Source organism: Clostridium hydrogeniformans DSM 21757 (assembly GCF_000686705.1).
Lineage (GTDB): Bacteria > Bacillota > Clostridia > Clostridiales > Clostridiaceae > Clostridium_Z > Clostridium_Z hydrogeniformans.
Genome location: NZ_KK366004.1, coordinates 671,890 through 695,798, shown reverse-complemented (window position 1 = coordinate 695,798; position 23,909 = coordinate 671,890). Strand labels below are relative to the sequence as shown.

The 23,909-nt window shown below is 31.1% G+C and carries 26 protein-coding genes; 3 read left to right on the top strand and 23 right to left on the bottom strand.

The features are described from left to right. Nucleotides 1–242: 242 nt before the first annotated feature. The 9 genes from BR69_RS0116535 to pta all read right to left on the bottom strand — a co-directional run bounded on the left by BR69_RS0116535 (nucleotide 243) and on the right by pta (nucleotide 7,190). Complete coding sequence (locus tag BR69_RS0116535; RefSeq protein ID WP_027634192.1) at nucleotides 243–503, bottom strand: stage V sporulation protein S; 261 nt, start codon at nucleotides 501–503, stop codon at nucleotides 243–245. A 59-nt stretch (nucleotides 504–562) separates the two neighbouring features. Further along, on the bottom strand, nucleotides 563–1,678 hold the full coding sequence (locus BR69_RS0116530; protein ID WP_027634191.1) for a radical SAM protein: 1,116 nt from the start codon (nucleotides 1,676–1,678) through the stop codon (nucleotides 563–565). After that, nucleotides 1,668–2,372, bottom strand: coding sequence for a ribonuclease III (gene rnc / locus BR69_RS0116525; protein WP_027634190.1), 705 nt, complete (start codon nucleotides 2,370–2,372; stop codon nucleotides 1,668–1,670). The genes BR69_RS0116530 and rnc overlap by 11 nt, the downstream gene beginning before the upstream one ends. 110 nt (nucleotides 2,373–2,482) lie before the next feature. After that, complete coding sequence (gene acpP, locus BR69_RS0116520) at nucleotides 2,483–2,716, bottom strand: acyl carrier protein (RefSeq protein ID WP_027634189.1); 234 nt, start codon at nucleotides 2,714–2,716, stop codon at nucleotides 2,483–2,485. 81 nt (nucleotides 2,717–2,797) lie between these two features. Next, nucleotides 2,798–3,787, bottom strand: a complete 990-nt coding sequence (plsX, locus tag BR69_RS0116515) for a phosphate acyltransferase PlsX (RefSeq protein ID WP_027634188.1) — start codon at nucleotides 3,785–3,787, stop codon at nucleotides 2,798–2,800. Between the two features lie 58 nt (nucleotides 3,788–3,845). Beyond that, on the bottom strand, nucleotides 3,846–4,028 hold the full coding sequence (gene rpmF, locus BR69_RS0116510) for a 50S ribosomal protein L32 (protein ID WP_027634187.1): 183 nt from the start codon (nucleotides 4,026–4,028) through the stop codon (nucleotides 3,846–3,848). A gap of 12 nt (nucleotides 4,029–4,040) precedes the next feature. Further along, entirely contained in the window at nucleotides 4,041–4,538 is a 498-nt protein-coding gene (locus BR69_RS0116505; protein ID WP_027634186.1) for a YceD family protein, read from the bottom strand. 133 nt (nucleotides 4,539–4,671) lie between these two features. Then, nucleotides 4,672–5,865 (bottom strand): acetate kinase, encoded by a 1,194-nt coding sequence (locus BR69_RS0116500; protein ID WP_027634185.1) that lies wholly within the window; start codon nucleotides 5,863–5,865, stop codon nucleotides 4,672–4,674. A 320-nt stretch (nucleotides 5,866–6,185) separates the two neighbouring features. Continuing rightward, nucleotides 6,186–7,190 carry a phosphate acetyltransferase gene (gene pta, locus BR69_RS0116495; RefSeq protein WP_027634184.1) on the bottom strand — a complete coding sequence of 335 codons (1,005 nt, stop codon included), beginning with the start codon at nucleotides 7,188–7,190 and terminating at the stop codon, nucleotides 6,186–6,188. Nucleotides 7,191–7,398: 208 nt separating this feature from the next. Between pta and BR69_RS0116490 the strand changes: the two genes are divergently transcribed. Continuing rightward, the gene (locus tag BR69_RS0116490; RefSeq protein ID WP_027634183.1) at nucleotides 7,399–8,619 is read left to right on the top strand and encodes a nucleotidyltransferase; all 1,221 of its coding nucleotides are present in this window, start codon (nucleotides 7,399–7,401) and stop codon (nucleotides 8,617–8,619) included. Nucleotides 8,620–8,733: 114 nt separating this feature from the next. After that, nucleotides 8,734–9,891, top strand: a complete 1,158-nt coding sequence (gene ylbJ, locus BR69_RS0116485; RefSeq protein ID WP_027634182.1) for a sporulation integral membrane protein YlbJ — start codon at nucleotides 8,734–8,736, stop codon at nucleotides 9,889–9,891. Here ylbJ and BR69_RS0116480 read toward each other — a convergent pair. The 6 genes from BR69_RS0116480 to BR69_RS0116455 form a co-directional block, all read right to left on the bottom strand. Beyond that, the gene (locus BR69_RS0116480; RefSeq protein WP_027634181.1) at nucleotides 9,874–10,398 is read right to left on the bottom strand and encodes a hypothetical protein; all 525 of its coding nucleotides are present in this window, start codon (nucleotides 10,396–10,398) and stop codon (nucleotides 9,874–9,876) included. The genes ylbJ and BR69_RS0116480 overlap by 18 nt on opposite strands. Before the next feature lie 12 nt (nucleotides 10,399–10,410). Then, nucleotides 10,411–10,890: a pantetheine-phosphate adenylyltransferase gene (gene coaD / locus BR69_RS0116475; RefSeq protein WP_027634180.1), complete on the bottom strand. Its 480-nt coding sequence runs from the start codon at nucleotides 10,888–10,890 to the stop codon at nucleotides 10,411–10,413. Nucleotides 10,891–10,892: 2 nt separating this feature from the next. Next, nucleotides 10,893–11,450: a 16S rRNA (guanine(966)-N(2))-methyltransferase RsmD gene (rsmD, locus tag BR69_RS0116470; RefSeq protein WP_027634179.1), complete on the bottom strand. Its 558-nt coding sequence runs from the start codon at nucleotides 11,448–11,450 to the stop codon at nucleotides 10,893–10,895. A 75-nt stretch (nucleotides 11,451–11,525) separates the two neighbouring features. Continuing rightward, nucleotides 11,526–13,559: an ATP-dependent DNA helicase RecG gene (recG, locus tag BR69_RS0116465; protein WP_027634178.1), complete on the bottom strand. Its 2,034-nt coding sequence runs from the start codon at nucleotides 13,557–13,559 to the stop codon at nucleotides 11,526–11,528. Nucleotides 13,560–13,609: 50 nt separating this feature from the next. Then, the gene (locus tag BR69_RS0116460; protein ID WP_027634177.1) at nucleotides 13,610–15,259 is read right to left on the bottom strand and encodes a DAK2 domain-containing protein; all 1,650 of its coding nucleotides are present in this window, start codon (nucleotides 15,257–15,259) and stop codon (nucleotides 13,610–13,612) included. Between the two features lie 10 nt (nucleotides 15,260–15,269). After that, entirely contained in the window at nucleotides 15,270–15,617 is a 348-nt protein-coding gene (locus BR69_RS0116455; protein WP_027634176.1) for an Asp23/Gls24 family envelope stress response protein, read from the bottom strand. 200 nt (nucleotides 15,618–15,817) lie between these two features. On the opposite strand from BR69_RS0116455, the gene rpmB reads away from it, so the two are divergent. Further along, entirely contained in the window at nucleotides 15,818–16,009 is a 192-nt protein-coding gene (rpmB, locus tag BR69_RS0116450; protein ID WP_027634175.1) for a 50S ribosomal protein L28, read from the top strand. 171 nt (nucleotides 16,010–16,180) lie between these two features. Here rpmB and BR69_RS21875 read toward each other — a convergent pair whose 3' ends face one another. The 8 genes from BR69_RS21875 to rsmB all read right to left on the bottom strand — a co-directional run bounded on the left by BR69_RS21875 (nucleotide 16,181) and on the right by rsmB (nucleotide 23,903). Next, complete coding sequence (locus BR69_RS21875) at nucleotides 16,181–16,345, bottom strand: hypothetical protein (protein ID WP_160169960.1); 165 nt, start codon at nucleotides 16,343–16,345, stop codon at nucleotides 16,181–16,183. 236 nt (nucleotides 16,346–16,581) lie between these two features. Continuing rightward, entirely contained in the window at nucleotides 16,582–17,217 is a 636-nt protein-coding gene (locus BR69_RS0116440; protein ID WP_027634174.1) for a thiamine diphosphokinase, read from the bottom strand. Between the two features lies 1 nt (nucleotide 17,218). Next, the gene (gene rpe, locus BR69_RS0116435) at nucleotides 17,219–17,869 is read right to left on the bottom strand and encodes a ribulose-phosphate 3-epimerase (RefSeq protein WP_027634173.1); all 651 of its coding nucleotides are present in this window, start codon (nucleotides 17,867–17,869) and stop codon (nucleotides 17,219–17,221) included. After that, nucleotides 17,863–18,732, bottom strand: coding sequence for a ribosome small subunit-dependent GTPase A (gene rsgA, locus BR69_RS0116430; protein WP_027634172.1), 870 nt, complete (start codon nucleotides 18,730–18,732; stop codon nucleotides 17,863–17,865). Before rsgA ends, rpe begins: the two co-directional genes overlap by 7 nt. Before the next feature lie 62 nt (nucleotides 18,733–18,794). Beyond that, the gene (gene pknB, locus BR69_RS20730; RefSeq protein ID WP_051623652.1) at nucleotides 18,795–20,807 is read right to left on the bottom strand and encodes a Stk1 family PASTA domain-containing Ser/Thr kinase; all 2,013 of its coding nucleotides are present in this window, start codon (nucleotides 20,805–20,807) and stop codon (nucleotides 18,795–18,797) included. A gap of 1 nt (nucleotide 20,808) precedes the next feature. Continuing rightward, nucleotides 20,809–21,522: a Stp1/IreP family PP2C-type Ser/Thr phosphatase gene (locus tag BR69_RS0116420; protein WP_027634171.1), complete on the bottom strand. Its 714-nt coding sequence runs from the start codon at nucleotides 21,520–21,522 to the stop codon at nucleotides 20,809–20,811. A 20-nt stretch (nucleotides 21,523–21,542) separates the two neighbouring features. Beyond that, nucleotides 21,543–22,574, bottom strand: a complete 1,032-nt coding sequence (rlmN, locus tag BR69_RS0116415) for a dual-specificity RNA methyltransferase RlmN (RefSeq protein WP_027634170.1) — start codon at nucleotides 22,572–22,574, stop codon at nucleotides 21,543–21,545. Between the two features lie 12 nt (nucleotides 22,575–22,586). Next, nucleotides 22,587–23,903 carry a 16S rRNA (cytosine(967)-C(5))-methyltransferase RsmB gene (gene rsmB, locus BR69_RS0116410; protein WP_027634169.1) on the bottom strand — a complete coding sequence of 439 codons (1,317 nt, stop codon included), beginning with the start codon at nucleotides 23,901–23,903 and terminating at the stop codon, nucleotides 22,587–22,589. Between the last annotated feature and the right edge of the window lie 6 nt (nucleotides 23,904–23,909).

Genomic DNA, 23,909 nt, shown 5'->3' with positions numbered 1-23,909 from the left:
ATCCCTTTATCTTATTTAAAGTATCACTTATCTTATCTAAGTTATAGATATATAATTATATATTTCAATATCTTATTTACTTTTAAAGATTCTTTTAATTTAATCATAAAATATTTATTTTATCTTATATTAGTTTATAAAAAATATAATAAAATATCAAGAACTCTCTATAATTATAAAAAGACCTTAGTATTAACCAAGGTCTTAGAGTATTTTCAAAAAACAGCTAAGTATTTTTTTACTTATCTAGGTTCAACTATGAACTTAATAGCAGTTCTTTCTTCTCCTTCAATTTTTATCTCTGAAAAAGCTGGTATTACCACTAAATCTATACCATTGGGAGCAACAAACCCCCTTGTTATAGCAATAGCCTTTATTGCTTGATTAACAGCCCCTGCCCCTACAGCCTGTATTTCCGCAATTGTTCTATCTCTAAGTAGGGCTGCCAAAGCACCTGCTACTGATTTTGGCTGTGAATGCGCTGATACCTTTAATACTTCCATAATAAATCCTCCTAGATATGTCTAAATATTGTTTTAAATTTAACATATTTAGGTATATTCTATAAAAGAGTATCTTTTCCTTCTTTTGCAATTTCTTCAATCCATGAACTTATAGACATTTTTATGTTATTTTCATCATTCTTTATTAAAAGTTCTCCTCTTGAAAGAGATGGATTCTCAACTATTCTCAGTTTTTTTATATTATTTTGTTTTAATATGTCATAAAAAAACTCTTTTTTATTGGTGTATATCTTAGATATATCCTTAGGATTTACCTCTATAACTATATTACTATTAAACTCTCTTATACATTTATCTATAAGTCCATTATAAATTTTTCCTTCTACCAATTCCCTAAAAGCAGGGTGAAATGGGCCTTCTATAATGTCCCCATCATAGTTAATATTCTCCGTTGGCTGAAGCCCTATTCTAATAACCTTAATTCCATTACTTATATACATAGAATATAATATTTTACTTATTTCCACTGCCTCTTCTAAGGTATAGGGCTTATATAGATTCTTTTTAACCATAATTTCCATGGGAGTATCCTTTATAACAAGAGCTGGATATATTCTACATATATCTGGTTTCATAGAAATACTCTCTAAGGCTGTATTTATATCCTTTTTAAAGTTATCTGAAGGTAATCCTAGCATTATTTGATGGCCTAAGGTAAATCCATACTCCTTAATAAGTTTAGACGCTCTTATTACATCTTCTTTGCTATGACCCCTGCCTGACTTTTTTAAAACTTCTTCATCTAAGGATTGCACACCTAGTTCTATTATGTCTGCATTGAATCCCTGTAAATGCTTTAATATGTTTTCATCTATATAATCTGGTCTTGTTGACATTCTTATATAATCTATGCTTCCTGAGTCCTTATACTCTTTAGCCACAGACAATAACTCTCTTTGTTTTTCCATAGGTATACCTGTAAATGTTCCCCCAAAGAAAGATACCTCAACTATAGCCCCATTCCTGTCTATAGTACTTAAGTATTCTTCTATGGTATTTCTTACAGTATCAGCATTTACATCCTCTTCTTCTTTAACCCCCATATCTTTTAGGTTTTCTCCTGTAATCCTACTCTGATTACAAAACACACAATTATGAGGGCAACCTATTTGTGGTACAAAGATAGGTATTATATAATGTCTTTTACTTTTCATCTAAATCCTCCAACTTCTTAAGTGCTTCTTTCGCTGAACTTTGTTCTGACTCCTTCTTACTATATCCTTCTCCATTTCCCATTACAGAATTATCTATTAAAACCTCTGTATAAAATTTTCTTCTGTGAGGAGGCCCTTCAAACTTAGTAAGATTATACACTATAGTTACCTCTCCATTTTTCTGAAGGGTTTCTTGAAGTTTAGTCTTATAATCTAAAACTATTTCATTGTTTATAGCTTTTTCTATAGTATCTTTTAAATTCTCTATTATAAACTTCTCAACAAATTCTATGCCCTTATCAAGGTAAATAGCTGCTAATATAGCCTCTACACAATCTGCCTGTATTGATACCCTATCACGCCCTCCTGTGAGCTCTTCCCCTTTACTCATTTTTATATATTTTCCAAGAGACCATTTCCTAGCTATTTCATAAAGGGAATTTTCACATACTATTAAAGCTCTAGCTTTAGTAAGCTCCCCTTCTGTTTTATCTTCATAATGATTAAAAAGATACTCCGTAATAGATAATTGAAGTACAGAGTCTCCTAAAAATTCTAATCTTTCGTTAAACTTTACATTCTTATATTGGTTAGCATAAGAACTATGAGTAAGAGCTACCTCAATATATTTCCTATTATTAAACTTAACTCCTATTTTATTCTCAAGTTCTCCTATTAAATTATTAAATAACATCTGTCCAACTCCCGCGTAAGTTTATTCTTCAATTTGCCAAAGCATTACAAATTCAAGAATAAACTTTTATTTCATATAATTAAAGCCCCGATTTACGGGACTTCTAAATGTTAATCTTCACTATTTTCTCTTATATATTCCACAACTTCGCCAACAGTAGTAACACTCTCTGCTTGCTCATCAGATATTTCTATTTCAAATTCATCTTCTAAAGCCATGATTAGCTCAACTACATCAAGGGAATCTGCTCCAAGGTCATCAACAAAAGATGTTTCCATAGTTATATCACTTTCACTAACACTTAACTTATCTGCTATTATTGATTTTACTTTTTCAAATACCAAATTTTTCACCTCCCTAAGAAATTCTATACCTAGATAATATTACATATTTAGAAAGTCGTCAATAAATAAAATATATAAAATTTACGCTTCAATTATTTTTTCTTTTATTTTTTCGATGACTTTGTTGTCATAGAATATTTTAGCCTGCTTTATAGCGTTTTTTATGGCTTTACTATCTGAGCTTCCATGAGCTTTTATACATATTCCATCTATTCCAAGGAAGGCTGCTCCCCCAACTTCTTTATAATCAAAGTCCTTCTTAAATTTCTTAAATACAGGCTTTAACATTAATGCACCAAGTTTTCCTCTTGTTGAGGCTAGCATATTCTCCTTTAATGTAGAGAAGATTGTTCCCGCTACTCCCTCATACATCTTAAGTACTGTATTTCCTACAAATCCATCACAAACAAGAACTTTAGTATTTCCAAGGGGAATATCTCTAGGTTCCACATTACCAACAAAGTTTAATGGTGCTTCTTTTAAAAGCTTATATGAAGCCTTTGTCAGCTCATTTCCTTTTTCCTCTTCAGCCCCTATATTTATAAGGCCTACAGAAGGTGTGTTTATTTTCATTATATTTTCCATATATACGCTTCCCATTTTAGCAAATTGAACTAAATATGGTGGCTTACACTCTGCATTTGCTCCACAATCAATTAACATAAAAGGTCCATTTTTTCCTGGCATAACTGGTGCAAGGGCTGGTCTATCTATTCCCTTTATTCTACCAACTACTAATGTAGCTCCAGCCATAAAAGCTCCTGTACTTCCAGCTGAGATAACCCCATGAGCCTCTCCTTCTTTAACAAGACTTAAAGCTTTGTATAAAGATGAATTTTTCTTTCTTCTAATAGCCTTAACAGGTTCCTCATTACAACTAATTACCTCTTCTGCATCATGGATTTTTATTTTATTTTTATCATAGTCGTATTTACTAAGTTCAGTCTCAAGAATCTCTTTTTTTCCTGTGATTATTATATTAACATCTATTTCTTTAGTTGCAAGAACACAGCCTTCAACTATAGCACCTGGAGAATTATCTCCTCCAAATCCGTCAACTGCAATTTTCATAATCAACGCCCCTTAAAATTCTTTTATATACAAAGAAAAGAAAGTCATAAGACTTTCTTTATTTTTCAGATGCAACAACTTCTTTACCTTTATAGTAACCACAACTCTTACATACTCTGTGAGCAAGTTTCATTTCGTGGCATTGTGGACATTCTATTATTCCTGGTACACTTAACTTGAAAGTTTGAGCTCTTCTTGAGTCTCTCTTCGCTTTATAAGTTTTTCTTGCTGGATTTCCCATTATTACACCTCCTTAATCACTTGGAAACAATTCTTTTAACTTTGCCAGCCTTATGTCAATATCTAGATTATCACAAGAGCAATTATCTAAATTTAAATTGGCACCACATTGCTGGCAGAGACCTTTGCAGTTCTCACTACAAAGTTTTTTAATTGGTAATGCCATAACTATACTTCCCTTGATCATTTCTGGAATATCTAAGATTTCCTCGTCAAGGGTAATAGCATTTTCATCCTCACCATCTGATATTGAAAATTTTTCATTCATCTCCATATTTATAGGATAAACAAAAGGTTTTAAACATCTAGAACAAGGAAGGCTTAGTTTAGTCTGAATATTAACGTCTAAGCTTACTATATTATCCCTAGAAATAATTTCTCCATGGGCATTAATGGGATCTAAAAATTTAATTTCATCTCCCTCATGGACAAACTCCTCTCCTTTAAAAGAAAGTTCTACGGATTTCTTCTTTAATTTTTTTCCTATTAATTCAGAAATATTAATTTTCATAATTTCACCCCATATAAAGCTTATTAGCTTTTGCCTTATATAGATAATATTTTGTAGGGAATAATAAAATATACCCTATGAACACAATTTATTATATAAACTTAAAATTTAAAAGTCAAGTTTATTTTGGAATTTATTTAACTAAACTTACTGTGTCCCTTGCAATTACAAGCTCTTCATTTGTTGGTACTACGAATACCTTAACCTTTGAACCATCTTTGCTTACTTCTTTTACTTTACCACGTATATTGTTTTTCTCATGGTCTACTTCTATTCCTAAGAATTCTAATCCACTGCATATTTCTTCTCTTGTCTCTATTGCATTTTCTCCAAGTCCTGCTGTAAATACTACACAGTCAACTCCACCCATAGATGCAGCATAAGATCCTATGTATTGTTTAACTCTATAATTGAATATATCTAATGCAAGCTTAGCTCTATTATTTCCTTCTGCAGCAGCTCCTTCAATATCTCTAAAATCTGAAGAAACTCCTGAAATTCCAAGAACTCCTGACTTCTTATTTAACACTGTATTAGCCTCATCAGCAGACATATTTAATTCTGTCATTAAGAATGTAACTATTGCAGGATCTATATCTCCACATCTAGTTCCCATTGCTAATCCTTCAAGTGGAGTGAATCCCATAGAAGTATCTACACACTCTCCATTTTTAACTGCAGCAACACTTGCTCCATTTCCAAGGTGACAAGTTATTATCTTAAGATCCTTTATATCCTTACCCATCTCTTCTGCTGCTATGTTTGAAACATACTTATGAGAAGTTCCGTGGAATCCATACTTTCTTATAGCATTATTTTCATATAATTCATATGGAAGTGGGTATATATATGCTTTTTCTGGCATAGTTTGATGGAATGCTGTGTCAAATACTGCTGTCATTGGTGTATTTGGCATAAGCTCCTTACATGCATTTATTCCTATTATGTTTGGTGGGTTATGAAGTGGAGCAAGTTTTGCACACTCTTCTAACTCTTTCATAACTTCTTCTGTTACAACTACAGACTTAGCATACTTTTCTCCACCATGAACAACTCTGTGTCCAACTGCTGAGATTTCATCCATGCTCTTTATAACTCCATTTTTCTCATCAACTAAAGCATTTAAAACAAGACCTATAGCAACTTTATGATCTTTCATTGAAGTTTCTATTATATATTTATCTCTTCCTTCAACCTTTTGAGTAAGTATAGAACCTTCTATACCTATTCTCTCAACTAAACCTACAGCTAACGCTTTTTCATTACTCATATCAATTAATTGATACTTTAATGAAGAACTTCCACAGTTAATAACTAAAACCTTCATATTATTTCTCCTCTCTTTTTGTAAAACATATTCTTATTCAGGGACTTTACAATTCTAATACCCTAGCTAAATTAATACTGGCTATAAGAATTGTAAAGCCCCTAAACTATTTATTATAGAACGAATCTTCCTTCAGATGGTGTTCTTTCCACCATCTGAAGGTTAAATAAGCTCATCTAGTGGCATAGCAACTGTTATCCCTAAACTTTAGAGGCTTGGGGTGTTACAGCTCCTAGCCATCATATAAATTAATCTGAATTAAAAATCCCATGTGAATTAAGTTTCACTTTATTTATTTTATATATCTAAAAAGTTACTTCTTATTTACTTCCACTTTGAGCTTGAACAGCAGTTAATGCTACCACATTAACGATATCCTCTGGACTACATCCTCTTGATAAGTCGTTTATTGGCTTTGCAAATCCTTGGCACACTGGTCCAATTGCTTCTGCTCTTGCAAATCTTTGAACTAATTTATATCCTATATTTCCTGCCTGAAGATCAGGGAATATTAATACATTAGCCTTACCTGCAACCTTACTATTTGGAGCCTTTTGCTTAGCTACCTTATCAACTATAGCAGCATCTAATTGAAGTTCTCCATCTATATCTAAATCTGGTCTTAATTCTTTAGCTATCTCTGTTGCACGTCTTACCTTTTCTACAAGTTCATGATCAGCACTTCCCATACTTGAGAAAGAAAGCATTGCAACCTTTGGATCTATCTTACATAAGTTTTTTGCTGTTTCTGCTGTAGCTATAGCAATAGATGCTAATTGCTCTGCAGTTGGATTTGGATTAACAGCACAATCTGAGAAGAATAACATTCCATCCTCACCATATTCACAGTTAGGTACAAGCATTATAAAGAAACTTGAAACAACTGATACTCCTGGTAAAGTCTTAATTATTTGAAGTCCTGGTCTTAAAAGATCTCCTGTTGTATGTACAGCACCTGAAACCATTCCATCAGCATCCCCAAGTTTAACCATCATTGTTCCATAGTAAAGAGGATCTCTAACTATCTTATTAGCCTTCTCTATTGTCATACCTTTATTTTTTCTAAGCTCATAAAAAGCATTAACATACTCTTCTGTTTTTGATGAGTTTTCAGGATCTATTATTTCTATTCCCTCTAAGTTAACACCAATATTCTTAGCTTTCTCTTCTATACTTTTTAAATTACCAACTAAGATTACTTCTGCAAGTCCTTCTTTTTTTATGTCCTCAGAAGCCTTCAGTGTTCTTTCCTCATCACCTTCTGGAAGAACTATCCTCTTAACATCACTTTTAGCATCTTCCCAAATCTTTTTCATTAAGTCCATGTTCATTACTCCTTTCAAAAATAAGGCTTTCTATATATAATATACTCTTAATAGTATATACTTTTCAACAAAAAATCATAAATATATTAGCAAATATTAAATTCTTTATTTTATAAATTTTCTGAATCCAAGCTAAAAATTACTTATATTTAATTTTTGCCAAAAATACTGTATAATATTATATATTTAAAATAGAAGGAGCATTTTTATGAAGATTAGTGCTATAATTTCTGAATATAACCCTTTTCACAGTGGTCATCTATATCATATCAAAAAAACTAAGGCTTTAACAGAGGATTCTTTATTAATTGTCTTAATGAGTGGAAACTTCACCCAAAGGGGTATTCCTTCAATTATGGATAAATGGAGTAGAGCTAAAATGGCTGTTCTAAATGGCGCAGACCTAGTATTAGAGCTGCCTACCTTATTTTCCTTATCTTCAGCTGAGTTCTTTTCTCATGGTGCCGTATCCATTTTAAATGGATTAAATTCCATAGATTATCTATCCTTTGGTAGTGAATGTGGAGATGTAAATAATATAATTCTCATTGCCGAAGTACTTTCCAATGAGCCACTAAAATATAAAACTTTACTTAAGGATTATCTAAACAAGGGGTTACCTTTTACAACCTCTAGGACTCTTGCCCTTAAGGATTACTTAAAGGAAACATCAATACTTAATAATACTATAGATAGTCTCTTATCTTCTCCTAATAATATTCTCGCCATAGAGTATTGTAAAAGCTTAATAAAATTAAATAGTAATATAAAACCTTTAACCATTGAAAGAATAGGTGGTGGATATAATGATTCTTCATTGAATCCAATATTCTCTAGCGCCACATCTATAAGAGACTATTTAAAAAATAATGAAGATTTAAATCCATTGTCAGAACATATGCCTAAAGCTTCTTATGATATTCTTTCTACTCTAAAAAATGAAGGTTATGATTTTGTCTTTGAAGAAAAAATCTTTTCCTTTATAAAATATAAGCTTTTATGTAATAAAAATAATCTTTCTCTTATTCCTGAAGCTTCAGAGGGTTTAGATAATAAAATTTTAAAGGAAATAATTAACTCTTCATCTTTAAATGAATTGATTCTAAAAGTTAAAAGTAAGAGATATACTTACACAAGAATAAATCGTATACTCTGTCAGTATTTTATTGGTTTTGATAATTACGATATTTTATCTCTTAGAAAAACTTGTCCTAATTATATACGCCCCCTTGCTTTCAATGAAAATGGTAGTAAAATTTTAAAGAATATAAAATTAAATAGTGAGGTTAAAATCTTAACTAAACTCCTAAAGGATACCAACCCATTTTTACAGTTAGACCTTCAGGGAACCAGAGCTTATAGCCTTCTTTGTAATAACATAAAAGAGAACTCTGATTTCTTATACCCTCCATTTATATTGAATTCATAAAGAGATTTTAAGTTATATTAACTTTAATATAACTTAAAATCTCTTTTTCTAATTTATGAATATTCTAAGATTATAGTAATATAATTTTTATGAATCAATTATTTGGAGGTTCTTTTGATATATTTATTTTATCTTTCTCTTATAGGCATATTTATTCTTATGTTTATACTTCTTAAAAATAATAGAATAAACTATATAGCCACATTTTTATTAACCTTAATAACCATATACTTTATTCTAAATCCTAACCTTATAATAGACTCCTGCATAAATGGAGCTAAACTATTTTTTAACAATCTGTTTCCAACTTTATTCCCCTTCTTAGTTATAACAGAACTTTTAATACTCTATGGAGGGGTTTCTATCTACTCTAAAGCTCTTGGTCCACTTATTTGCAAGCCTCTAAGGCTTCCAAGTCAATGTAGTCTTACTTTAGCAGTAAACCTACTTTGCGGCTATCCTTTAGGGGCAAAATATAGTTGTCACTTATATGAAGAAAAACTTATTAATAAAAACACTTTTAAAAGACTTCTAAACATAGCAAGTAGTGCCAGTCCTCTTTTTATAATAGGGGCTGTAAGTACATCCATGGTCAAGCTTCCAAGGGTTGGGGTCTATCTTCTTATCGCTAACTATGTTTCTTCTTTTATTATGGCTTATATAGGACCCTTAACCAAAGAACCATCTTTAGAAAAAAACATAAATTTTACAAAGCCTAATTTTGGCTCCATCTTTAAAGAGGCTTTGGATAACTCATTAAAAACTGCACTATCAGTTGGTACTTATGTTGTAATATTTTCTATATTAGTAGCTATAATTAAAAATTCTAATGGCTTTTATAATATAGTAAACTACTTATCAAAATTATTATTCTTTTTACCTAAGGATGCTGTATCTGGGGTTGTTCTTGGAATCTTTGAAATAACTAATGGATGCTATATATTAGCTGAAAGTTCACTACCTATAAATCTAAAACTATCATTTATAAGCTTTTTATGTAGCTTTAGTGGACTTTCTATAATTTGCCAGGTTCATTCCTTTATATATAAAATAAAGGATGTATCCATTTCCAGATACATCCTAAAAAAATTCATCCAAGGTATAATAAGCTTTTTTATAACTTACATTATTTTTACTTTTATACCTATAGATATATATACTTTTAATCCTACTTTTAATAAAAATATTTATATTTCTTTTATACCCTTAATACTACTTTTTATAATCCCTATGTTACTTATAAAATTAAGAAAACTATTTAATATTTCTTAATTCTTTTATGTTCTCTCTTATTATCTTTGTTGAATTTATCATATCCTTAGATATGGATGTTAAATAACCGTCCATATCTTTTTTCATGCTTTCTAAAAGCATTCGTCCTTTTTCTTCTATTTCTTTATCTAAGGTGCAAAGAACCTCATCAGCATAATCTCTTGACCCAATCATCATTTCTTTTGCTTCTCTTTGAGCTTTATTTATTATGTCATGAGCCCTAACTTCCGCCTCTTTGGTTATATCATGACTTTCTATTTGCTTCCTTCTTATATCCTGACATTCCTTCATCATTGAATCATATTGATGTTTAGCTTCTGAAAGCATTCTGTCCTTTTCTCCTAAAACCCACTGGGCTTTTTTAAGTTCATCTGGAAGATATGAAACTATATCATCTAATATGCTTAATAGCTCCTTCTTATCTAAAACTACCTTACCAGATATAGGAACCTTAGGAGCCGTATCTACTAATTCATGAAGATAATCGATTAACTCTATAACCTCCATCTAGCTCTCCCCCTATTCTTTTATTTTCCTCACTACATCTTCTATTATTTCTTCTGGCACTAGTCCTTTAATACACCCTCCAAATTTTGCTACCTGCTTTACTGAGGATGAACTTAAATAAGAGTATTTTGCATTGGTCATCATAAATAGGGTTTCAACTGTTGAATCTAGCTTATTGTTCATTAAAGCCATTTGAAATTCATACTCAAAATCTGAAACTGCCCTTAAACCTTTTATTATAACTTTAACATCTTCACATTTCATAAAGTCTATAAGTAATCCATTATAGCTTTCAACTCTAACATTTTTATAGGATTTCGTAACTCTTTTTATAAGTTCTACCCTTTCTTCATTGCTAAAAAGTCCTTTTTTATCCACATTAACTAAAACCACCACTATAACTTCATCAAAGATCTTTGAAGCTCTTTTTATTATATCCAAGTGTCCATTAGTTACAGGATCAAAACTTCCAGGGTAAACAGCCCTTCTCATGATTAATCCTCCTTATACTTATAAAAACACACTGTTGTATTTCCGTATATTCTTTCGTTTATTAATTCAATCCTATGATTCCCCTTATAAATATCCTCTGTGGAATCTATTTTAGTTACAATTAACCCATTAGGATCTAATAGATTTCCTTCAGTTATCATATCTATAGCTTTTGGAATCATATCCTTTAGATAAGGAGGGTCTATAAATATTAAGTTAAAAACTTTATTATTATCTATGAATCTTTTAAGAGCATCATAGGCATTCATATTTAAACAAGTACATTCATCTTGAAATTTTAAGTTTTCCACATTCTTTTTCAGAAGTGGAAATGTAACTGGGCTCTTGTCAATTAAATAACATTCTTTTGCCCCTCTACTAACTGCTTCTAAACCTAAGCTTCCTGTTCCTGCAAAAACATCTAAAGCCACTGAATCTCTAACATAATTCTGTATTATGTTAAAAATGTTTTCTTTAACCCTATCTAAGGTAGGTCTTGTTTCCATAGTATCTGGAGACAAAATCCTTCTTCCTTTAGCACGACCTGCAATTATTCTCATTTTTTGTCCTCCTTTAGTCTGCTTTATATTATTTTATCATAAGTAAAGAAAGTCTACAAAATAAATTTAGCTTCATTAATTAAAGCATATGTATTTTGTTGTATTTTCTAAAGAGTTTACTATTTCCTTACATATCTTTATATTTTCCATAGTGTTACTTTCTACAACAAATTTAGCATCATTATTGGCAGCCTTTAGTATATCTATATCTTCTACAAAATCACTTAATATAAGCCCATTATCCCCATGTTGCCTAAATCCAAAGAGTTCTCCGCCCCCTCTTATTTTAAGGTCTTGTTCTGCAATATAAAACCCATCACTGCTCATAGTCATTATTTGCATTCTCTTTTTAGTTACATTGTTATTAGCCTTAGCAATTAATATACAGTAAGATTTATGTCTGCCACGCCCAACTCTTCCTCTTAACTGATGAAGCTGAGATAGTCCAAACCTTTCTGCATTTTCAATTATCATAACACTAGCATTAGGCACATTGACTCCAACCTCAATTACTGTGGTTGATATTAATACTTTTGTTTCTCCAACCTTAAATCTTTTCATTATTTCATCTTTTTCTTTTGGCTTCATTTTTCCATGGAGAATTTCAATAGGTACCCCTTTAAGAAGTCCTTCTACTAAATACTCATAAGTTTCCTCTACAGACTTAATCTTTAAGTCCTCATTTTCTTCAATTAAGGGACAAACTATATAAACCTGCCTTCCCTTCTTAATCTCCTCTAATGCAAGCTCATATCCAAGGCTTCTATTTTCCTCATTATAAAATACAGTATCTATCTTTTGTCTTCCTGGAGGTAACTCATCTATTATAGATATATCCAAATCACTATAAAGATATAAGGATAAAGTTCTAGGTATAGGAGTTGCTGTCATAACTAAAACATCAGCTTCTTCATTTTTATTTATAAGCCTACTCCTTTGATGAACACCAAACCTATGCTGTTCATCGGTTATCACCATCCCTAACCTCTTAAACTCCACATCATCTTCTATTAAGGCATGAGTTCCCACCACTATTATAGGATCACCATTTCTTATTCTTTCTTTAATCCTTAGCTTTTCTTTTCCTTTAGTACTTCCTGTTAAAAGCTCTACTTCCACATCAAAGCCCTCTAGTACCTTAAGAATCTCTAAGTAATGTTGATTTGCTAAAATTTCAGTAGGTGCCATAAATACTCCTTGATACCCATTTTTTATTACATTAAACATGGCTATTATGGCTATTATGGTTTTTCCACTTCCTACATCTCCTTGAACTAATCTATTCATAGGACTGGTCTTCTTTTCATCTATAAGAATTTCTCTCATTACCCTACTTTGAGCCTTAGTTAAGGAAAAAGGTAACTTTTCCTTAAGCAAAGCTAATTCTTCTGAGATTTTAAATCCTATTCCTTTTCTGTCTCCCTTTATATGGTTTTTAAGCATCAGTATTTTTACAGAATAGGTGAAAAGCTCTTGAAACTTCAACCTATCCTTAGCTTTTTTTAAAGTTACTCTGTCCTTTGGAAAATGTATTTCCCTTATGGAATCATTTAAAGATATAAAGTTATATTTATCTACTATATTTAAAGGCAGATTCTCTTTTATCAACACATTGTCTAATACTCCATGAATAAGCTTTGATAAAAGTTTATTTGTAAGATTACTATTTAAATTATACTTAGGTATTATTTCTGTTTTATCAAGTTCCTTACATGCATTTAGTGGATTCATAACTTCAAGGTCTTTTCCTTTTTTCTTATACTTTCCAAGAAGTTTATATGTTTCTCCTATTTTAAAAGTCATCTTTATATAAGGTTGATTAAACCAAACTGCCCTAACTTTTAGTCCCTTATAATTAAATATAAGGGTTGTTAAGGTCTTTTTAGTTTGAGTTCTCACATCTCTTTTAACCTCAATTAAAGTACAATCTAAAGCAATTTTTTGTTTTTCATCTATATCCTCTATATCTATATTCAAATCTATGTTTTCATAATCTCTTGGGAAATATAAAAGCAAATCTAAAATAGTATATATACCCGCTTTATTTAAGGCTTCTTTTGCCTTAGGTCCAACTCCCTTTAATTCATGAACATAGCTATAAATATTCACTGTATCCTCTCCTTAACTCAAATAAAAAAAGCCCGAAGGCTTTTTTATATTTATTCAACAGAAATTATAAAATAATATAATGGCTGCTGACCCTTATACATTTGAACGTCTAAGTCTTCATATAGTTCTTCAAGATTCTCTTGTAGACTCTTAGCCTTCTCTTCATCTATATCACTACCATAGAAAAGTGTTATTAAAGAACTTTCGTCATCTACCATAGATTTTATAACCTCATTAGTTGTTTCTATGACATCTTCTCCCACTTCTTTAATTTTACCTTCTACAAGACCTAGGATATTTCCCTCTTTTATTATGTTTCCATCCATTTCAGTATCCCTAACTGCATAAGTTATAGATCCTGTTTTAACGCTGCTCATAGCATCTTCCATTGCTTCTACATTGTCCTTAACTTCAGCTTCTGGATTAAACATAGTAACACATACTATTCCTTGTGGAATTGTCTTTGTTGGTATAACCACCACATTTTTATCTTCTGAAAGATCTGCTGCTTGATTGGCAGCCATTATTATGTTCTTATTGTTTGGAAGTATAAATATATTATCTGCATTTATGTCATTAACAGCCTTCATTATATCCTCAGTACTTGGATTCATTGTCTGGCCACCTTCAATGACATAATCAACTCCAAGGTCTTCAAAAATATCCTTAATTCCTTCTCCCATAGCTACAGAAACAAAGGCATATTTCTTTCTCTCAGTTGATTCATTAGAAATTGCAGTCTCTATCTTTTCATATTCATTCTGATCTACAACAAGACTTCTATGTTCTTCCCTCATATTATCTATTTTTATCTTAGATAATTCTCCTAAGGTAACTGCCTTAGCTAAAACTGCTCCTGGATCATTAGTATGAATATGAACCTTTATTACATCCTCATATCCAACTACTATCATAGAGTCACCTAAAACTTCAATTTCTTCCTTAAAGTTATCTGCCTTATCCGCATTTCCTAAGATTATAAACTCTGTACAATAACCAAACTTTATATCCTCTGCATTTAACTCTAAATTATTTGCAGCTGATACATTTTCTTTAGACGCTACCGCATCTTGTATTACTGCCTTTATATCATTATTTAAAGCCTCATGCATTCCCTTTAAGATAATTAAAAGACCCATTCCACCTGAATCTACTACCTTTGCACTTTTAAGTACTGGAAGCATCTCTGGAGTTTTATTCAGCATGTCATTACTCTTTATACACACTTCTTCCATTAACTCCGTTACATCTTTCTTTTTAGACGCAACTGCTGCCTCTCCTGCAGCCCTTACCACAGTAAGGATAGTACCTTCTATAGGTCTCATAACAGCCTTATAAGCCGCCTTGCTACCCTCTAATAAAGCATTTGAAAACTCTTCAGCATCTACCGCTTCTTTTCCATCAAGGCCTTTAGATATTCCTCGTAATATTTGAGATAATATTACTCCTGAGTTTCCTCTTGCTCCCATAAGGGCTCCTTTAGCAAGTTTCTTTGCTACTTCCCCAATTGAGGATACATCCATGTTTTCTATTTCTTTCACTGCAGATCTAAAAGTCATAGACATGTTAGTTCCAGTATCTCCGTCTGGTACTGGAAACACATTTAAAGAGTTTACAAACTCCTTTTGCTCTTCTAATCTATTTGAAGCATTTATAACCATGTTATAAAAATTTTCACCATTTATTTTTGAATACTTCATTCTGTACCTCCTAGACTCTCACACCTTGTACATTCACTGTTACACTGTTAACTTTTAAACCTGTATAATTTTCTACATTATATTTAACCTTTTGAATTATATTATCTGCTATAACAGATATTTTAGTTCCATATTGAACTACAACAAAAAGTTCTATATTAAGCTCATCATCTTTACTATTTATCTTAACACCCTTACTTAGGTTCTCAGCTCTCATAAGCTCCCAAAATCCGTCAGTTGCGTTCTTTGAAGCCATTCCAACGACTCCGTAGCATTCCATAGTGGAAAGACCTACTATATTAGCTATAACTTCTTCTGAATATCCTACATATCCGCTTTCATTGGAAAAACCTATCATAATCATTCTCCTCCTTGAAAAATTCCATATAGTATATTCTATATTAATTACAGGATTTATTCAAGGAAATTAAATAAGTTAATTAATTATTTTTTAAGATATACTAATATTTCACTTGCAAACCATATTGACTTTATGTTAAAATAACTTACGTTATGATTGAAGACTATTCTTCGTAGGGTTAGAGGAGGTGTTTTATAATGTCAAGAAGATGCGAAGTTTGCAACAAGGGTGTTATTTCTGGAGTACAGTACAGCCACTCTCATAGACAATCAAAGAGAAAATGGGCTCCAAACGTAAAGAAAGTTAAGGCAGTAGTTAACGGAACACCTAAAACTGTTCATGTTTGTACAAGATGCTTAAGATCCGGAAAGGTTCAACGTGCTATATAAAAGGCAAAACAAAAAATGCAGTTGTAAATAACAATTGCATTTTTTATTTTGTCTTTTTCATATTCTTTTGTTCTACTTTCTTTTAAATATTTTTATTATTTTTGATATAAATTTAGGTACTTTAATAGCAATAATCTTCATAACATCCTCCCATAATAATTTCCATATATATTATCTTCTGAAACATTCAGCAACATACCACCCTATATAAACTAAGGCTGCCCCTGCTACTAAAAGCCACCCCCATATAGGAACAAGTACAGCAAGTAAAATCCCCATACCTACTGCTCCTATAACCATTCCAATAACTGTTCTTGGACATAATTTTCTAGACAAAAAAATCACCAAAAATTTACTTGCTTTGATATCATTATATGATATAGTAATTTTTTGGTGACTATATAAATTTTTATTACATTATTATTTTTAACCTTATTTAGATACTCTAACCTACTAAATATATATATCCTTAGGAATTTTATTTTTACTGATTACTTCATATTAAACTTCTCTAGAGTAAAATCCCTGGATAAGTTTAATTTCATTTCTAAAAACCAAATGATTAACTATACTTAATCATTTGAATATATAACCATAACAATTCCCTCATTAAAAATAATATCCATGGAATCTTCTATAAATTCATTAGATACAGTAATACACTCTCCGAACTTTAAATTGTGATTATAAAGGTCATACTTAGCTCCTCTTATATTAAAGTCTGATACCATATCTCTAAAGCCTTGAAATCCTATGTATTTCATTCCCTCATTCTTTAAAGTTGTACTCTTATTAACTAAAAAAATTATATTATTATCATCTACAAGTTTTCCCTTTATATTTTTCTCTAAACACTTATAAAGAAGACCAATATTACCTAGAACATGATCCATTCTTGTACCTATACACCCTAAAATAATTATTTCTTCTGGATTATGCTTTAGGGCTATGTTTAAAGCTAACTCACTATCTGTAAAGTCTTTTTCCTTAGGGTAAACTTCTATATTAAGATTCTTTTCCTTAAGCTTTTCTAATATTTCATTATCTATGGAATCAAAATCTCCTAAAACTATATTAGGAAATATATTTTCCTCAAATAAATACTGTGCCCCTTTGTCCGCTGCAATTATAAGATCACAATTATTACAGCTTTTTTTAAGAAGCTCTTTGGAAGGTTTATTTCCCCCTCCTATTACCACTATTTTCATCTTATAATGCCTCTCTAAGTCTTTTTACATTTTCCTCTATTTCCCCATTTTTAAATACAGCAGATCCTGCGACTATAACATCTGCCCCACAACTTACTACCTGATTTATATTAGAGGAATCTACTCCTCCATCTACTTCTATCATAACCTTATGACCTAATTCTTCTGAAAGATTTTTTACTTCCTTTATCTTATCTGAAGCATAGTTTATGTACTTTTGTCCTCCGAATCCTGGATTTACTGACATTATTAAAACCATATCTAAGGATTTAAATATATTTTTTATGGATGATACAGGAGTTCCTGGATTTAAAGCAACTGCAGCCTTTACTCCAAAGCTTTTAATATAATTTATAGTTCTATCTATATGTCTATCGGCTTCATAATGTACTGTTATTATATCTGAACCTGCATCTACAAAGTCTTTTATATATCTTGAAGGATCTTCTATCATTAAGTGTACATCAAAAGTTTTGTCTGTAAGACTTCTTATAGACTTCATTATTGGTGCTCCAAAAGATATATTAGGAACAAAACTTCCGTCCATAACATCTATATGGATCATATCTATTTCTGTTTTATTTAACCTTTCTATTTGTTCTCCAAGTTTTGAAAAATCTGCTGATAATATTGATGGTGCTAATTTTACCATTTTTTCTTTTTCCCCCTTTGAATTTCTTCTAATGTTTTTAAATAAAAGTTATATCTAAAATCGCTTATATTCCCCTTAGCTACTGCATCTTTAACTGAGCAGTGGGGTTCCTTATTATGTAGGCAGGTTGAAAACTTACATCCTCCATTATACTCCTTAAATTCAGGAAAACAATGCATCAAGTCCTCTTCTTCTATAAATGTAATGTCTATATTAGAAAATCCTGGAGTATCAACTAAAAAGCCTTCTTCTACATCTATAAGTTCACTATGTCTTGTAGTATGCTTACCTCTTCCTAGCTTTTTACTAACTTCTCCTGTTTCCATAAGTTCTCTTCCACTAAATTTATTTAATAAAGTTGATTTTCCTGCTCCAGAAGGACCACATAAAACAGTTACGTTTCCTTTAAGTCTTTCTTTTAAGTTATCCAAATTATATCCCTCTTTAGCTTTTATTGGAAGAACTTCATAACCTATATTATTAAGTAAAAGCTTAAAATCTTCTAATTCCTCTTTAGTACATAAATCTATTTTATTTAGACATACTACTGCCTTAATATTATTATTCTCACATAACACTAAGAACCTATTTAATAGATCCATATTTATATCTGGATTTTTAGCAGCAAATACTACAAAGGCTTGGGTTACATTTGAAACTAATGGTCTTATAAGCTCTGATGATCTTTGAAAAATCTTTTCTATAACTCCCTTTTCACCATTAAGGCTTATTTCCACCCTATCTCCGACTATAGGGGTAAGTCCATCATATCTGAACTTACCCCTTGCCTTACATTCTATAACCCTATTATTAACCTTTACGTAGTAGAAGCCTCCTATGCCTTTTATTATAGTTCCTTGCATATTTCCTCCTACTGGATTTATTTAATGATTATTATTATCCTATACTTTTAAATCACCAGGTTTTATGGCTGTTTTGGTTTTGGATTTTCTTCTGGCTTTTTTTCTTCTACACCACTTATTGTTATAAGAGCCCCTTTCGGTGCCTTATTACTTTTTCCATTTTTTACAGTATAGTCTTTTACAACATCATCATCCTTAAAGCTTCCTGGACTAAAGGTAAAGCCCGCTCCTTCTATTATAGCTCTTGCATCTCTAACTGTAGCACCTTTAATTCCACCTGGTATATTAATTAATTCTGGTTCCGGTTCTTTATATTCATATACAATTACATTAACATCTACAACACTACCCTCTGCAACTTCTTTACCGGCTTCTAAGCTTTGAGATATTACAGTATAATTCTTATTTAAATCATCTCTGTTATTAGTTACTTTTCTTTCTTCATTCACTTTTCCTGGGGTCAATTTCCTTCCCTTTAAAATATTAGGAACATTAGATTTATGCTGTTCTCCTAAATAGGGAACAGTAGTATATTTTATTTGTGGGCCCTTACTTATAACTATATCTATAGAATCTCCCTTTTTAACTTCCTTACCTTCCACCGGGTTTTGACTAATAACTTTTCCACTTGGCACTGTATCATTGTATTCAGACTCTATCTTACCTAATGAAAGTCCCAGACTCTTTAATAGGGTATCAGCTGCATTTTTATCAAGTTCTCCCAGCCCTGGGGCTTTTAATTTCTCTACCCCTCCACTTATTATAACCCTAACTTCCTTACCTTTTTCTATCTTTTCTCCAACTCCTGGATGGCTAGAAACAATAGATCCCTCTGGATATTTATCATCTGGGTTCTCTCCAACAATCTCCATTTTAAGCCCCTTAGATTCTAAGAGCTTTTTAGCCTCTTCTTGACTTAGTCCTATGATTTGTGGTACTTCTATAGATTCAGCCTTCTTATCAGAAGGTTTAAATACCATTGCAGCTCCTATAGCTCCAAGAGCTATCACAAGTATTCCAACTAAGGATAAGATTAAAAATTTCTTTTTGTTACTTTTTCCATAATCCTCGTCTTCATAATCATCGTCATCATCATATTCTTCTAATTCTTCATCTTTTATATTCTTCTTAGGAGAATTAGAAGGCTTATTTGCTTCTTTATTAGCATTGCTCTTTCTAATATCTTCATCAGTTATAGGACTCATTACTCTTGTAAACTGATCATCCTGTTTTTTAGGAGTCACATCTATATTCTCATTTCTTTTTATTTTTATTAAATCATTTATGATTTCTTTACAAGAAGAATACCTTTTTATTGGATCTTTTTCTATTGCCTTTAATATTAAACTGTTTAAACTCTCTGGTATTGTATCATTTATATTAATAGGAGGAACAGGTTGCTCTTGTATATGTTTTAATGCCACTGATACTGGACTATCTGCATCAAAAGGTAGCCTTCCTGTTACCATTTCATATAATACAATTCCTAAAGAATATATATCAGTTCTATAATCTATATAATTTCCCTTAGCTTGTTCTGGAGAAAAATAATGAGCAGATCCTAAAATTTTACTAGTGTTAGTAATAGTTGCGGAATCTGTAGATTTAGCAATTCCAAAGTCTGTTACCTTTATTATATCATCTTCAGTTACTAAAATATTTTGTGGCTTTACATCCCTATGTATTATATTGTTTCTATGGGCACAGTCTAATGCTTTAGCTATTTCTATTCCATACCCTACTGCTTTTGTATAAGGAATCTTTCCATTTTCTCTTATTACATCCTTTAATGTTTTTCCTTTTACATATTCCATAACAATATAATTTATATCATCTTGGGTACCCACATCCAAAACATTTACTATATTATTATCAGATAAGTTTGCTACTGCTGTAGCTTCTCTTTTAAATTTTTCTACTACTAGTGTATCAGAGGAAAATTCTTTTTTTAATATTTTTACTGCATCAAATCTATTTAATTTATTACACTTTGCCTTATATACCTCTGCCATACCACCTTCGCCTATTTTTTCAATAAGCTCATACCTGTTACCTAGCACAGTTCCTATCATCATACTACTCTCCTCCAACTATAATTAAAGATATATTGTCTCTTGCTCCTCTGGTTTTTACTAGTTCTATAGCCTTTATGCAAAAATCCTTATAATTTTCAGATGAATTTACTAAATCAACTATCTCCGAACTGGATACTTCATTTGTAAAACCATCAGTACATAACAAAATATGTTGGAAGTCATTTTTCTCTAGCTTATATATATCAGTTAAAACCTCTTCCTTCGTTCCTATAGCTCTTGTTATAATATTTTTATTGGGATGATTTTTAGCTTCCTCTTCTGTAATGCTTCCCTCATCCAAAAGTTCCTGAACTAAGGAATGATCTTTGGTTATCTTTTTTATATTATTTTCTTTTAAAATAAAACAACCACTATCCCCTACATTTCCTATAAACACCTTATCCTTAATTATTAAGCAAGCTGTAATTGTAGTCCCCATCCCATTTAAATTATTGCTACTTAAGGAATAATTATATACCCTCTCATTAGCAGCTTTAATTGCATTCTTAAGAAGCTCCTCTGGAGATTCAACTTTTCTTTCTTTTATATAAGAAATTATGGTATCAGTAGCTAATTTACTTGCCACCTCTCCAGCATTATGACCTCCCATACCATCTGCCACTACATAAAGTAATTTTTCATCATCCTCATAAATTTCTAAATAATCCTCATTAATACTCCTAACATTTCCTACATCAGTTATGAATCCCACCATTTAAAACACCCCTTTAATTGCTATTTTTGGGTTTCTATATAGCTTCTTCTAAGCTGGCCACAAGCAGCATTTATATCTGATCCCATTTCTCTTCTTACTGTAGCTTCTATACCATAGTCATTTAAAACCTTAGAAAAAGCTTTTACCTCTTCCGCTTCTGTCTTTTTAAAATGATTTTCTTTAATCTCGTTTACAGGAATTAAATTAACATGACACAGCATTCCTTTTAAAAGTCTTGCTAAATCTCTAGCATCTTCTAGGGAATCATTAACTCCCTTAACTAAAGCATATTCAAAAGTTACCCTTCTTCCTGTTTTATCTATATAGTATCTGCATGCCTCTAATATTTCTTTTAAGGAATATTTATTTGCAATAGGCATTATAGACTTTCTTCTTTCATCTGTAGTGGCATGAAGGGAAAGAGCTAATGTTATCTGCATCTTTCTATCTGCAAGATCCTTTATTTTAGGGACTATTCCACAGGTTGACAATGTTATATGCCTTTGACCTATGTTAAATCCATAGGTTGCATTAACAATCTCTAGAAACTTAACTACATTATCATAATTATCTAAAGGCTCACCACTTCCCATTAAGACAATATTGGAAATCCTTTCCTTAGTTAAGTTTTCTGCAACTATTAGCTGAGATAAAATTTCTCCATTAGATAAATTACGTACTCTTCCATCTAGGGTAGATGCACAAAATTTACATCCCATTCTACATCCAACTTGGGTAGAAACACATATGGAGTTCCCATGCTTATATTTCATAATTACACATTCTATTAAATTATTATCCTCTAAGGCTAATAATATTTTTTTAGTTCCATCTGCTTTTGATGTATACTCATGAACTACCTTTGGAAGATAGAACTTAAAATTATCCTCCAATTTCTCAGCTAAAGATTTAGGTATATTTTTCATTTCATTAAAAGAATTGATTCCTTTATATAACCAATCCATAACCTGTTTAGCCCTGAACTCACTTTCTTTATTATCTTTCATCCATAGCTTAAGATCATTAAGGGTTAAATCATAAATATTCTCCATTATTCTCTCCTATTACCTTTTCCTAAGTTTTGCTATAAAGAATCCATCCATATACTTATTAGGTAATACTGTAATATACCCTGCATCACTATATATTATATTTTCAGCCTCTCCTAAATATATCTTCTCAATTGTAAAATCTCTATGCTTATTTAAGAACCACTCTATATTATTTTCATTTTCTTCCTTGTTTAAAGTACAAGTTGAATAAAGTAATATTCCTTTACTCTTTACATATTGAGCAGCATTATCCATTATTTCTCTTTGAACCTTTACAACTTCTCTTAAATCCCTTGGGTTTTTAGTCCATTTTATCTCTGGTTTTTTTCTAATAATTCCAAGGCCAGAACAAGGTACATCTATAAGAACCTTATCTCCATAATTTATAAAGTCAGTATTAAGCTTAGTAGAATCTCCAAGAACGGTTTTTACATTATTAAGGTTAAGTCTTGATATATTTTCTTCTATTAGCTTAAGCTTATGCTCATGTATATCTTGAGCAATTACAGTTCCCTTATTATTCATAAGCTCTGCCATATGTGTAGCTTTTCCTCCTGGAGCACTACATAAATCCATGGCTACTTCATCTTCATTAACTTCCATAAGAGGAGCAACTAACATAGCACTTTCATCTTGAACTGTTATAAGTCCTTCCTTAAATGCTTGATTTTCTTCTATTCCCTTACCTCTTTTTATTATTATAGCCTCTGGACATATATAACCTTCTTCTACCTCATAACCTTTTTCTTCTAAACTTTCAAAGGCATCATCAAAGCTTCCTTTAAGTTCATTAACTCTTACTGTCATATAAGGCGTCTCATTTAAACCTTTTAAGATTAATTTAGCTACATAATCTCCATATTGCTTTGTAAAGAGATTTACCATCCATCTAGGATAGGAATATAAAAATCCAATATCTCCACTAAACTCTCTTAATAAATCCTCTTTATCACTTCTTATATAACTTCTTAACACACCATTTACAAACTTTCCTGCACCCTCTGATTCCTTTTTACCAATTTCTACAGCCTCATTAACCACTGCATAATTTGGAAGCTTATCTAAATAGTGCATTTGATAAATGGCACTTCTTAATACATTAAGCACATTATTTTGTATAGTACTAAAATCCTTTTGTATAAAGTTCTTAAGTATTAAATCTATAGAATATTTATATTTTATAGTTCCATAAACCACTTCTGTTACTAGTCCTCTGTCCTTATCATTTAAATTGCTCTTCTTTAGTTCACTGTTTAAAGCGATATTAGAATAAGCACTGTTACTAAAAACCTCATCTAATACCTTAACTATTACTTCTCTTGCTTTCATATCGTT

Coding starts and splice junctions, on each gene's coding strand:
- BR69_RS0116535 (WP_027634192.1), bottom strand. CDS start 503: ATGGAAGTATTAAAGGTATCAGCGCATTCACAGCCAAAATCAGTAGCA.
- rsgA (WP_027634172.1), bottom strand. CDS start 18,732: ATGCAAGGAACTATAATAAAAGGCATAGGAGGCTTCTACTACGTAAAG.
- rsmB (WP_027634169.1), bottom strand. CDS start 23,903: ATGAAAGCAAGAGAAGTAATAGTTAAGGTATTAGATGAGGTTTTTAGT.
- BR69_RS0116455 (WP_027634176.1), bottom strand. CDS start 15,617: ATGATAGGTTTTTCCAATGAAAGCGGATATGTAGGATATTCAGAAGAA.
- pknB (WP_051623652.1), bottom strand. CDS start 20,807: ATGATGATAGGAACTGTGCTAGGTAACAGGTATGAGCTTATTGAAAAA.
- pta (WP_027634184.1), bottom strand. CDS start 7,190: ATGGACTTAATGAAAAAGATTTGGGAAGATGCTAAAAGTGATGTTAAG.
- BR69_RS0116530 (WP_027634191.1), bottom strand. CDS start 1,678: ATGAAAAGTAAAAGACATTATATAATACCTATCTTTGTACCACAAATA.
- plsX (WP_027634188.1), bottom strand. CDS start 3,787: ATGAAAATTGCAGTTGACGGATTTGGAGGAGATAATTCTCCAGGTGCT.
- rpe (WP_027634173.1), bottom strand. CDS start 17,869: ATGGTAAAATTAGCACCATCAATATTATCAGCAGATTTTTCAAAACTT.
- BR69_RS0116460 (WP_027634177.1), bottom strand. CDS start 15,259: ATGAAGTATTCAAAAATAAATGGTGAAAATTTTTATAACATGGTTATA.
- BR69_RS0116420 (WP_027634171.1), bottom strand. CDS start 21,522: ATGGTGGGATTCATAACTGATGTAGGAAATGTTAGGAGTATTAATGAG.
- rlmN (WP_027634170.1), bottom strand. CDS start 22,574: ATGGAGAATATTTATGATTTAACCCTTAATGATCTTAAGCTATGGATG.
- coaD (WP_027634180.1), bottom strand. CDS start 10,890: ATGAGAAGGGCTGTTTACCCTGGAAGTTTTGATCCTGTAACTAATGGA.
- rsmD (WP_027634179.1), bottom strand. CDS start 11,450: ATGAGAATAATTGCAGGTCGTGCTAAAGGAAGAAGGATTTTGTCTCCA.
- rnc (WP_027634190.1), bottom strand. CDS start 2,372: ATGTTATTTAATAATTTAATAGGAGAACTTGAGAATAAAATAGGAGTT.
- BR69_RS0116500 (WP_027634185.1), bottom strand. CDS start 5,865: ATGAAGGTTTTAGTTATTAACTGTGGAAGTTCTTCATTAAAGTATCAA.
- BR69_RS0116505 (WP_027634186.1), bottom strand. CDS start 4,538: ATGAAAATTAATATTTCTGAATTAATAGGAAAAAAATTAAAGAAGAAA.
- rpmB (WP_027634175.1), top strand. CDS start 15,818: ATGTCAAGAAGATGCGAAGTTTGCAACAAGGGTGTTATTTCTGGAGTA.
- rpmF (WP_027634187.1), bottom strand. CDS start 4,028: ATGGGAAATCCAGCAAGAAAAACTTATAAAGCGAAGAGAGACTCAAGA.
- BR69_RS0116440 (WP_027634174.1), bottom strand. CDS start 17,217: ATGAAAATAGTGGTAATAGGAGGGGGAAATAAACCTTCCAAAGAGCTT.
- BR69_RS0116490 (WP_027634183.1), top strand. CDS start 7,399: ATGAAGATTAGTGCTATAATTTCTGAATATAACCCTTTTCACAGTGGT.
- BR69_RS0116480 (WP_027634181.1), bottom strand. CDS start 10,398: ATGGAGGTTATAGAGTTAATCGATTATCTTCATGAATTAGTAGATACG.